The organism is Pseudomonas sp. (assembly GCF_049301935.1).
Classification (GTDB): Bacteria; Pseudomonadota; Gammaproteobacteria; order Pseudomonadales; family Pseudomonadaceae; genus Aquipseudomonas.
Genome location: NZ_JBAQLP010000066.1, coordinates 1 through 11,689, shown reverse-complemented (window position 1 = coordinate 11,689; position 11,689 = coordinate 1). Strand labels below are relative to the sequence as shown.

General features: G+C 60.5%; 8 protein-coding genes. 4 read left to right on the top strand and 4 right to left on the bottom strand.

Annotation, left to right across the window (positions count from 1 at the left end; translation table 11 throughout):
* Positions 1-4 precede the first annotated feature (4 nt).
* Positions 5-1,144, bottom strand: a complete 1,140-nt coding sequence (locus tag WA145_RS10135; protein WP_422581461.1) for an alkane 1-monooxygenase — start codon at positions 1,142-1,144, stop codon at positions 5-7.
* 237 nt (positions 1,145-1,381) lie between these two features.
* Between WA145_RS10135 and WA145_RS10130 the strand changes: the two genes are divergently transcribed.
* From WA145_RS10130 to ligA, 4 genes are all read left to right on the top strand, one after another.
* The gene (locus tag WA145_RS10130) at positions 1,382-2,041 is read left to right on the top strand and encodes a GntR family transcriptional regulator (RefSeq protein WP_422581460.1); all 660 of its coding nucleotides are present in this window, start codon (positions 1,382-1,384) and stop codon (positions 2,039-2,041) included.
* 12 nt (positions 2,042-2,053) lie between these two features.
* On the top strand, positions 2,054-5,542 hold the full coding sequence (smc, locus tag WA145_RS10125; protein ID WP_422581459.1) for a chromosome segregation protein SMC: 3,489 nt from the start codon (positions 2,054-2,056) through the stop codon (positions 5,540-5,542).
* 182 nt (positions 5,543-5,724) lie between these two features.
* Positions 5,725-6,549 carry a cell division protein ZipA gene (gene zipA / locus WA145_RS10120; protein WP_422581458.1) on the top strand — a complete coding sequence of 275 codons (825 nt, stop codon included), beginning with the start codon at positions 5,725-5,727 and terminating at the stop codon, positions 6,547-6,549.
* A gap of 61 nt (positions 6,550-6,610) precedes the next feature.
* Positions 6,611-8,995 (top strand): NAD-dependent DNA ligase LigA, encoded by a 2,385-nt coding sequence (ligA, locus tag WA145_RS10115; protein WP_422581457.1) that lies wholly within the window; start codon positions 6,611-6,613, stop codon positions 8,993-8,995.
* 51 nt (positions 8,996-9,046) lie between these two features.
* On the opposite strand, the gene queD is transcribed toward ligA, so the two are convergent.
* From queD to WA145_RS10100, 3 genes are all read right to left on the bottom strand, one after another.
* Positions 9,047-9,403, bottom strand: coding sequence for a 6-carboxytetrahydropterin synthase QueD (gene queD / locus WA145_RS10110; RefSeq protein ID WP_422581456.1), 357 nt, complete (start codon positions 9,401-9,403; stop codon positions 9,047-9,049).
* Positions 9,404-9,509: 106 nt separating this feature from the next.
* Entirely contained in the window at positions 9,510-10,643 is a 1,134-nt protein-coding gene (locus WA145_RS10105) for a catalase (RefSeq protein ID WP_422581455.1), read from the bottom strand.
* Positions 10,644-10,696: 53 nt separating this feature from the next.
* Positions 10,697-11,689, bottom strand: a 993-nt coding sequence (locus WA145_RS10100) for a di-heme-cytochrome C peroxidase (RefSeq protein WP_422581454.1), incomplete at its 5' end; no start/stop codon positions are given.

Here is an 11,689-nt window from a genome sequence, read left to right as displayed (position 1 = left end):
GCGCTTAGGAGTGGGTTAGCTGCGAGTCCGTCAGTTGATGCTCTTCACCGGCGTAATAGGCGCGTACCCGTGGGTCCATCACCGCGCGCCACAGCGGCGGGAACAGTGCCAGGACGATCATCCCGGCATAACCGTTGGGCAGTTGCGGGCTGTCGTCAAAATGGCGCAGCACCTGGTAGCGGCGTTTGGCGTAGGCGTGGTGGTCGGAATGGCGCTGTAGATGGAAGAGAAACAGGTTGGTCAGGAGGAAGTTGCTGTTCCATGAGTGGCTCGGATTGGTGCGCTCATAGCGGCCATTGTCCAGCTTGCGGCGGTGCAGGCCGTAGTGCTCCACGTAGTTGACGATTTCCAGCAGGGTAAAGGCGACCACCGACTGCGCGATAAAGAACAATGCGCCTAGCCAGCCGCAGGCCAGGCTGAAACCGAGCAGAAACAGTGCGCTGACCGCATACCAGCCAATCAGCTCATTGCGCCAGTGCAGTGCGGGCAGGTTCTTGCGTTTCAGCCGTTCGGCTTCAAGCTTCCAGGCATTGAGGAAGTTGTGCACATAGGCGTGCGGCAAAAAGGCATACAGGCTCTGGCCGTAGCGCGAGGAGCTGGCGTCTTCCGGGGTCGATACGTGCACATGATGACCGCGTACATGCTCGATCTTGAAGCCGCCGTAGCACACGGCGGCCAGCAGCAAGCCGCCGGCGTTCTGCTCCAGCTGCGGGTCCTTATGGATAAACTCATGGGCTACGGTGATGCCGATGGCGCCGGTGACCGTGCCGACAGACAGCACCCAGCCCAACTGGCCGACCCAGCTCCAGACCTCATGGTTGACGAATACCCAGCCAGACCAGCCGAGCATACCGAGCAAAGCCGGCACGGTGATCAGGCTAAGCAGACGGTAGTAACCCTGCTGCTCCATTTGCGGCACCTGCACCGCCTCGTCGGGGTTGGCGGGGTCGCGGCCGATGATGAAATCCAGCAGCGGGATCACCCCAAACACCACCAGCACCACCAGCCAGGGCCAGGCGTTGGCGAATTGGCTATTTAATGACCAGTAATAGCTCAGCGGGATGCCCAATACAGGGATCAACCAGAACCAGTAGCCGATGCTTTTAATCACAAGCATCCAGTTGGAGGGCAGGCGTTCGAACATGGTGGCTCCGTGCTTATTATCGATGGGGTAGGGGGTTGGTTGGATTGTAGGACAATCCATGTTGCTGCCTATCCCCTGGTAGCCCACCTTTTGGTTTGAAAGCAGGGCGCAGGTGGCCTTGGCCCGGTAACACCCTGTGTTACACTCGCGCCGGCACTCGACCGCTCAGGCCAAGCCTGGCGCGGGTTTAGCCGCTTTAAGCCCCTCCAATAGGTCAAATAGAGCCTAAGGATCATCATGACGTTCAAGGCACCGGATAGCCTCGCTGAGCAGATCGCCCATCACCTTGCCGAACGCATCATTCGTGGTGAGTTGAAGGCGTGTGAGCGGATTCAGGAACAGAAAGTCACCCAGGCGCTGAATGTCAGCCGGGGTTCGGTGCGTGAAGCACTGCTGATTCTTGAGCGCCGGCACCTGATCGTGATTCCGCCACGCCGCGGCGCTCAGGTAGCCGAGTTGACGCCGCACAACGTCAAGAGCCTCTACGCCCTGGTAATGGAGCTGTACATCCTGCTGGGCAAGGCGGTGGCCGACAGCTGGCAGGTCGAGGCCGATCTCGGCCCGTTCCTGGTGATACAGCAGCGCCTGCAGGACAGCCTGCAGCGCGAAGATATCGACGGCTTTGTCGAAAGCAGTTTCGACATCATGCGTGCCGGCTTCCCGTTCTCCAACAATCCCTACCTGCAGGAAACCGTGGAGAACCTGCTGCCGGCCATCAGCCGTACCTATCACCTGGCGCTGGAACGGCGCAAAAGTGAAATGGGTCAGTTCCTCAATACCTTTGCCGCATTGCTGCAGGCGATCATTGCCCGCGACCACCAGGCCATTCGCGAGGTATTGCTGGGTTACGGCGAGCACAATTGCCAGCTGGTGCTGGCCGCACTGGCCGACGCTTAAGGAAGGCTGTCTATGCGGCTTAAGTGCATCAAACTGGCCGGTTTCAAGTCATTCGTTGACCCGACCACGGTGACCTTCCCGAGTAATATGGCGGCAGTGGTCGGGCCCAATGGCTGCGGCAAGTCGAACATTATCGACGCCGTACGCTGGGTGATGGGCGAGAGCTCGGCGAAGAACCTGCGTGGCGAGTCGATGACCGACGTCATCTTCAACGGCTCCAATACCCGCAAGCCGGTGACCCAGGCCTCTATCGAGCTGATCTTCGACAACTCCGACGGCACCCTGACCGGTGAATACGCCGGCTATAACGAAATCTCGATTCGCCGCCGGGTCACCCGCGACAGCCAGAACAGCTATTTCCTCAACGGCAGCAAATGCCGGCGCCGCGACATTACCGATATCTTCCTTGGCACCGGCTTGGGCCCGCGCAGCTATTCGATTATCGAGCAGGGCATGATCAGCAAGCTGATCGAAGCCAAGCCGGAAGACCTGCGCAACTTTATCGAAGAAGCCGCCGGCATCTCCAAGTACAAGGAGCGCCGCCGCGAGACCGAGAACCGCATCCGCCGCACCCATGAAAACCTGGCACGCCTCACCGATCTGCGTGAAGAGCTGGAGCGCCAGCTCGACCGCCTGCACCGTCAGGCCCAGTCGGCGGAGAAGTATCAGGAATACAAGGCCGAAGAACGGCAGCTCAAGGCCCAGCTCACCGCCTTGCGCTGGCAGGCGCTGAATGAGCAGGTGGGCAGCCGCGAGGCGGTGATCAGCAACCAGGAAGTCAGCTTTGAGGCGCTGGTCGCCGAGCAGCGCAACGCCGATGCGAGCATCGAGCGCCTGCGCGATGGCCATCACGAGCTGAGCGAGCGCTTCAACCTGGTGCAGGGCCGCTTCTATTCGGTGGGCGGCGATATCGCGCGGATCGAGCAGAGCATCCAGCACGGCCAGCAGCGCCTGCGTCAGCTGCAGGATGACCTCAACGAAGCCGAACGCGCGCGTCTGGAAACCGAATCGCATCTGGGCCACGACCGCACGTTGCTGGCGACCCTGGGCGAAGAGCTGGCCATGCTCGAACCCGAGCAGGAGCTGATGGCAGCGGCGGCCGAAGAGTCCGCCGCCGGCTTGGAAGAGTCCGAAACGGCCATGCATGGCTGGCAGGAGCAGTGGGACAGTTTCAACCAGCGCAGCGCCGAGCCCCGGCGTCAGGCCGAGGTGCAGCAGTCACGCATCGCCCAGTTGGAGCAGAGCCTGGAGCGCCTGGCCGAGCGTCAGCGCCGTCTTACCGATGAGCTACAGCAGCTGGCGGCCGACCCGGAAGATGCGGCGATTATCGGACTGAGCGAGCAGATCGCTGCTGGCGAAATCAGCCTGGAAGACCTGCAGCTGGAAGAAGAGCAACAGGCCGAACGCCTGCAACAGCTGCGTAATGATCTGCAGCACAGCGGTCAGGCTCAGCAGCAGGCGCAAGGTGAATTGCAGCGCCTAAATGGCCGCCTGGCTTCGTTGGAAGCGCTGCAGCAGGCCGCGCTCGATCCGGGCAAAGGTGTTGGTGAATGGTTGCGCGAGCAGCAACTGAGTGAGCGTCCGCGCCTGGCCGAAGGCCTGCGCGTTGAAGCGGGCTGGGAACTGGCGCTGGAAACCGTGCTGGGCGCCGACTTACAGGCCGTGTTGCTGGACGATTTCCAAGGCCTGGATTTTGCCGGCCTGACCCAGGGCGATCTGCGCCTGGCCAGCCCGAGCAAGGGTGGCGCGCGGGTGGCGGGCAGTTTGCTGGACAAGGTTGAAGCCAACGTCGATCTGGCACCCTGGCTGGCCAAGGTCAGGCCGGTGGCTTCGCTGGACGATGCCCTGGCTGGTCGTGCCAGCCTGGCCGAAGGCGAAAGCCTGATCAGCCGTGATGGCTACTGGGTCGGCCGGCACTTTTTGCGCGTGCGCCGCGCCAGCGAAGCGGAAAGCGGCGTGCTGGCCCGTGGCCAGGAGATCGAGCAGCTAAGCCTGGAGCGCGACGAGCGTGAGGTGGCCCTGGCTGTGCTGGATGAGCGCTTGACCCATCTGCGCGAAAACCAACGCGCGCAGGAAGAACAGCGCGAGCAGCAGCGCCGCCAGGCGCAGGATCAGGCGCGACGCCTCGGTGAGCTGAAGGCCCAGCTGTCCGCCGGGCAAGCCAAGGTCGAGCAACTGATGCTACGCCGCAGCCGCCTGGACAGCGAGCTGCTGGAGTTGGGCGAACAGCGCGAAATCGAACACGAGCAACTGGGTGAGTCGCGTCTGCAACTGCAGGACGCCCTGGATGCCATGGCAACCGACAACGAGCAGCGTGAAGGCTTGCTGGCCCGCCGCGACAGCCTGCGTGAGCGCCTCGACCGCGTACGCCAGGAAGCCCGTCAACATAAAGACCACGCCCACCAGTTGGCCGTGCGCCTGGGCTCGCTGAAAGCCCAGCATGACTCCACCCGCCAGGCCCTGGAGCGCCTGGAATTGCAGGCCGAGCGCCTGCATGAGAAACGCGAGCAGCTCAATCTGAATCTGGAGGAGGGCGAAGCGCCGCTGGAAGAGCTGCGCATAAAGCTCGAAGAACAGCTCGACAAGCGCATGGTGGTGGAAGACGAACTCAAGCTGGCGCGCCTGGCCCTGGAAGACGCCGACCGCGAGTTGCGTGATGCAGAAAAACGCCGTACCCAGGCCGAGCAGCAGGCGCAGTTGCTGCGTGGCCAGCTGGAACAGCAGCGTATGGATTGGCAATCGCTGAGCGTGCGGCGCAAGGCGCTGCAGGATCAGCTGCTGGAAGACAATTACGACCTGCATGGCGTCTTGGCGACCTTACCCGCAGAGGCCGGCGAGAAGGCCTGGGAAGAAGAGCTGGAGCGCCTGGCTGCACGGATTCAGCGCCTGGGCCCGATCAACCTGGCGGCGATTGACGAATATCAGCAGCAGTCTGAACGTAAGCGTTATCTGGATGCGCAAAACGCTGACCTGGTGGAAGCGCTGGAGACCCTGGAAAACGTCATTCGCAAGATCGACAAGGAAACCCGCAACCGCTTCAAGGAAACCTTCGATCAGATCAACGGCGGTCTGCAGGCGCTGTTCCCGAAAGTCTTCGGCGGCGGCAACGCCTATCTGGAGCTGACCGGTGAAGACCTGCTGGATACCGGCGTCACCATCATGGCGCGCCCACCGGGCAAGAAGAACAGCACCATTCATTTATTGTCCGGTGGGGAAAAGGCGCTGACGGCCTTGGCCCTGGTTTTTGCCATCTTCAAGCTCAATCCAGCGCCGTTCTGCATGCTCGATGAGGTGGATGCGCCGCTGGATGACGCCAACGTCGGGCGTTATGCCCGGCTGGTAAAAGAGATGTCGGAAACCGTGCAATTTATCTATATCACCCACAATAAAATCGCCATGGAAATGGCCGATCAGTTGATGGGCGTCACTATGCACGAACCCGGTTGTTCGCGATTGGTGGCCGTGGATGTGGAGGAAGCACTGGCCTTGGTGGAATCATGATGGCCAGGGCGGTGTAAAGTTATCTTTCGTCGTGCTAGCTTAATGCGCATTGTTATTAGGCGTGGCGTTATAAGTCAGGGAAAGGCTTGACAGAACATAGGCTTGGCGTCGCGTAAAAGAATTAGCAAAATGGCCCAGGAAGGCCTTTTTCATCACATTTTTATTAGGGGTTAAGGTATTTCATGGAATTCGGTCTGCGCGAGTGGCTGATTGTCATCGGCATTATTGTGATTGCCGGCATCCTGTTTGATGGTTGGCGGCGGATGCGCGGTGGCAAGGGCAAACTCAAGTTCAAACTTGACCGCAGTTTTGCCAATCTGCCGGATGATGACAGTGATCCCGATCTGCTCAGCCCGCCGCGGGTTATTGATCGCAGCCATGAGCCGGCTTTTGATGAAGAAGACCTGCCGTCGTTAAGCGCTCGTGAGTTGAATCGCCGCCGTAGCGGTGAGCCGCAGCAGGGCGACCTTAATCTGGGCCTGGAAGAACCTGTACCGACGCTGCTTAACCCGGTGGATGATGAGGTGGTCAAGCCCGCCAATCAGGCCAAGGACAGCAGCAAGGAATTGCCACCGGTTGAAGAAGTGCTGGTGATCAACGTTATCGCCCGCGATGAAGAGGGCTTCAAAGGCCCGGCGCTGCTGCAGAATATTCTGGAAAGCGGCCTGCGCTTCGGTGAGATGGATATCTTCCATCGTCACGAAAGCATGGCGGGTAATGGTGAGGTGCTGTTCTCCATGGCCAATGCCTTGAAGCCTGGCACTTTTGATCTGGACGATATCGAAGGTTTCAGCACCCGCGCCGTGAGTTTCTTCCTTGGTTTGCCCGGCCCGCGTCATCCCAAGCAGGCCTTCGATGTGATGGTGGCGGCGGCGCGCAAACTGGCCCATGAACTGGGTGGCGAATTGAAGGATGACCAGCGCAGCGTGATGACCGCGCAAACTATCGAACACTACCGCCAGCGCATCGTCGAATACGAGCGCAAGCAACTGACCAATAAACGCTGATTTAACCCATGAAGTAGAAAGAGCAGCCAAGGCTGCTCTTTTCGTTTGAGAGAACATCGCAATGACCGACGCCTCGATTGCTGCCCAGCGCATTGTGCAACTGCGTGCCGAACTGGATGGGCATAACTATCGCTATCACGTACTCGATGAACCGAGTATTCCGGATGCCGAATATGACCGCCTGTTCCATGAGCTGAAAGCCCTGGAAGTCGAATACCCGGAGCTGGTCGCGGTCGACTCACCGACCCAGCGTGTCGGCAGCCTGGCGCTTTCGGCCTTTGGTGAGGTCAAGCATGAAGTGCCGATGCTTAGTTTGGGCAATGCCTTTGAAGAAACCGACCTGCTGGATTTCGATCGCCGGGTGCGCGAAGGGCTGGACTTGCCGGTGGGCGATCTGTTTGGTGGCGGCGCCGAGGTTGAATACAGCTGCGAACCCAAGCTTGATGGCCTGGCTGTCAGTCTGTTGTACCGCGATGGTCTGTTGGTTCGCGGCGCGACGCGCGGCGACGGCAGTACCGGCGAGGACATCAGCGTCAACGTGCGTACCATTCGTAATGTACCGCTCAAGTTGCAGGGCGAGGGCTGGCCAGCCGTACTAGAGGTGCGTGGTGAAGTATTTATCGCCAAAGCCGGTTTTGCGGCGCTGAATGCGCGGCAGCTGGAGCAGGGCGGCAAGATTTTTGCCAACCCACGTAACGCTGCCGCAGGCAGCTTGCGTCAGCTGGATTCGAAAATTACCGCCAGCCGACCTCTGGAGTTTTGCTGCTACGGTGTCGGCCAAGTCAGCGACGAATTATCGACCACCCAGGTCGGCATGCTTGAGCAGCTCAAGGCTTGGGGTATTCCCATCAGTCGTGAGCTGAAACTGGCCAAAGGCGCCGATGAATGCCTGGCCTATTACCGCAATATTGGTGAGCGACGCGAGTCGCTGGCGTATGAAATCGACGGCGTGGTGTTCAAAGTCAACGATTTGGCCTCTCAGCGTGAGCTGGGTTTTCGCGCCCGCGAGCCGCGCTGGGCGATTGCCCACAAGTTCCCGGCGCTGGAAGAGCTGACCGAGCTACTGGATGTGGAGTTTCAGGTTGGCCGTACCGGTGCGGTCACTCCGGTGGCGCGCTTGAAACCGGTCAAGGTGGCGGGCGTTACGGTGTCCAATGCCACGTTGCACAATATGGATGAAGTGGCGCGCCTGGGGCTGATGATCGGCGATACGGTGATTATCCGCCGTGCCGGTGACGTGATCCCGCAGGTGGTGCAGGTGGTGCCTGAGCGCCGCCCAGCTGATGCCCGCCCGGTGCAGATTCCCGCAAACTGCCCGGTGTGTGGCTCCCAGGTCGAGCGCACCCAACTGGTCAAGCGCAGTAAGGGCAAGGAAACCTTCAGCGAGGGTTCGGTGTACCGCTGCGTCGGCCGTTTGGCCTGTGCTGCGCAGCTCAAGCAGGCGATCATCCACTTTGTCTCTCGGCGTGCCATGGATATCGACGGGCTGGGCGACAAGACCATCGAGCAACTGGTGGATGAGCACCTGATTGCCTCGCCGGCCGATCTGTACCAGTTGAAGTATGAGCAGATCATCAACCTGGAGGGCTTTGCCGAGGTCTCCAGCAACAAGCTGTTGCAGGCCATTGCCGACAGCAAGCAGCCCAGCCTGGCGCGCTTTATCTATGCCCTCGGCATACCCGATGTTGGCGAGGAAACCGCCAAGGTACTGGCCCGTGCGCTGGCCTCCCTGGAGCGGGTGCAGCAGGCCCTGCCGGAGGTGCTGACCTACCTGCCGGATATCGGCCTGGAAGTGGCGCATGAGATTCACAGCTTCTTTGCCGACAGCCATAACCAGCAGGTGATTGCGGCCTTGCTGGCCAGCGATCAGTGCGGCCTGCAATTGCAGGAGCAAGGCGAGCTGAGTGCCGAATTCAGTGCCAGCGCTACCCTGGCCGGGATGCTCGACAAGCTGAATATTCCGTCTGTGGGGCCTGGTGGTGCGCAGAAGCTGGCGGACAAGTTTGCCAGCCTGGAGGCTGTGCTGGCGGCTGACTGGCTGGATATGCGCCAGACCCTGCCCGAGAAGCAAGCCAAGGCGCTGCGCGAGTTTTTTGAGGTGCCGGCCAATGCCGAGCGTGCACGGGCCATCGAAGCGCAGTTGCAGGCCTTCGGCATGCACTGGCACAGCGAGAAAAAGGTTATCGAGGGTTTGCCGCTGGCTGGGCAGACCTGGGTGCTGACCGGCAGCCTGGAGTCATTCAGTCGTGACAAGGCCAAGGCCGAATTGGAGAAGCTCGGGGCGAAGGTGGCCGGCTCAGTGTCTGCCAAAACCAGCGTGGTCGTCGCCGGGCCGGGTGCGGGTTCGAAATTGACCAGAGCGCGTGAGCTTGGCGTCAAGGACATTGACGAAGAAGAGTTCAAGCAGCGTTTGCGGGCGTTCGGGGTCGACCTGGAGGAGGGCTAAGGCGTCCTGATAACCCGGCACTGTTTGTGCTGTGCCGGGCCAGCATAGCCATCAGTCGCCGCGGTATTCGCAGCCGCTGGTACAGGTTTCGTGGATGCGGATACGCGACAGCTCAGGTAGCAGCGGCTTGAGTTGCTGCCAGATCCATTTAGCCAGCACTTCACTGGTGGGGTTTTCCAGGCCGGGAATATCGTTCAGGTAGTTATGGTCAAGCTGCTCATAGAGCGGCTTGAAGATCGCCTTGATCTCGGAAAAGTCGCGAATCCAGCCGGTGTAAGGGTCGACTTCGCCTTCGATATACACCGCCACCTTGAACGAGTGGCCGTGCAGGCGCCCGCATTTGTGCCCGGCGGGGACGTGAGGCAGCAGGTGTGCGGCCTCAAACATAAATTCTTTGAACAGTTCCACGGTATTTCTCTCTGCGGGTACGCGGCTGTCAGCACGCTAACTAAGGGGGCGAATATTACCAGCTCAAACGCCGCTTACCGAGTAGTGCTGAGAATTGGATACAGTTTTATGGCTGATTACGCTCCAACCGATAGATGCTGACCGCCTCGTAGACTGCCTTGCGCAGGCGGTTGATACCGCCAATCGGGCGATGCTCGGGCAGCGCATGCCAGGGATTGAACGACAGGTTGTCGCAGAACAGGTTCTGCTCGCGGCTATCAAAATCCTGCGCCGGTACCTTGATGGTGGCGATGGTTTCGAACGGCGAGATGGTTTCGCTCCACTCAACGCTGGGGTCTTCAATAGGCATGTAGTGCTCGGCGTTCTGCCGCTGCACTTGCAGGGCAAAGCAGGCGGGTACACGGTCCAGCGACAGCTGCTGGTACAGCGCATTACGCAGGAAGTTCGGCAGATCCTGGTTCTGTTCAGGCAACTGATATTCCGGGCAGGCTTCTGGTTGAGGAATGACCCGGTACTTGATGTTGTGCTCCCCCAGTTTGAACGGCGCGATGGAATTGTAGGTGGTCGCCAGCGGCGTTTCCGGGGCAGGGGACAGGGTCTTCAACGCAATGATCAGGTGGCGGATTTCCCAGGTGTTGGGATTCCAGCTGGGGAAGAAGGCCATGGCCTTTTTGCCATCGGCCTGGGCGGCGAAGTTGCTTTTGTACTCGGCCACGTCGCGCACAAAAAATGTCGGGTGGTTGAACATCACAAAGTCCTGCTCAGTGGCGTGCTGCGGACTTTTGCTGAGTTTTGCACCGGGTACATCCAGCAGTTTGATCGCCATGCCGCGGGCATCGCGAGCCCGGTCGAATTGCGGGTAGGCATTGCCGTTGGACAGGCGCATCCAGGCCTGCCAGGTCTTGCCCGGCGCGCTGAATACACCGCGTTGCAGGCTGCTATCGATAGCAGCGCTGACGGTGACTTCGGCCTTTATGCAGCCGTGCGCCTTGGCGTGGGCATCGCGCAGTACGCGGGTGTTGTCACGGTGCTGTTCCACCACGCGGATGGCATCTTCGATGATGCCCTGGGTCAGCGCGGCCTCATCGGCCGGGATCTGTTCTTGCGTGGCAACCGGGCCGGAGAATTTCCAGCCGTAATAGGCTGCTCCTATGGCCCAGCCGCCGATACCGATCGCCAGCATGAGCACCAGCAGTTTGCCCAGTACGCGGCCGAGCCAGAGCCAGAATCGTTTAAACATGGGGTCAATTCCTTTTAATTGTTCTCGGTGTGCGATAACAAGCCGCGTGCGCTTCAGTTCTGGCAAGACGGGCCGGGCGTCCACTCTTTGGCGGCAACAGGCTGCAGTTGCTGCTCCAGCGCCGGGTTGCCCAAGACCTTGAGGTATTCGATCAGCGCCCAGCGCTCTTCCGGTTGCAGAGCGCGGCCGATTACGCCGTCCTCACGGCAGCCGGCGCGAAATTCATGGCCACGATTGCTATTGCCGGTGACCTGGGTATCGAAGTGGAAGCCGCCGGTGAATTTTTCGCTCTGGTAACCAACCTGTTTGGGGTTGAACTCGAAGTTGCCCACCCAGAACTGGGTTTGCCGCTCCGAGACTGGCGACAGCAGCTGGAACAGCGTCGGCACCGAACCGTTATGCAGAAACGGCGGGGTGGCCCAGATGCCATCCAGCGGGCGCGCCTTGTAGCCGCGTTTTTCCTGCACGCCAATCGGCAGGCCGAAACCGTCCATGCGCCAGCGCTCACGCGCGGAAATGCCGGCATCCTGGTAGGCGCGGTTTTCCACATAGGCGGTGACATAGGCCAGGGCCTTGGCGCTGGAGATACTGCGCATGTCGATAGCGTCCAGCGTCGCGCCAAACAGGCGCACATCCAGCGTGCTCAGCTCGGCCTTGGTCCACCCCAGCTTGCTGATATCGAAGCGGTGGTCGGCGATATTGTCCGCGGTGGTCGGGTCGGTGCCGACGATGGAGGTCGGTACCACGCGCATACGCCATTCCGGGTTGCGCGAGGGGGCAAAGCTGTCTGCGGGTTTTTTCGGGTCGGGAGCGTGGCAGTAGGCACAGTTTTCGCTAAATAGCGCGCGGCCACGGCTGGCCAGGGGCAGATCGACTTTGCCGAATACCTCTTCCGGCCAGGTGGGCGGTTGCAGTCGTTTGAGGGTTTCTTCCAGGGTGAACAGGTCGCGCAAGCGCACGCTGGAGGCATAGCGCTCGGTTTCGGCAACCGGGTGGCCGTCGGTGTTCAGCAAGCGCAGGGTGGCGCCGACGCCCAAGGCTTCGCC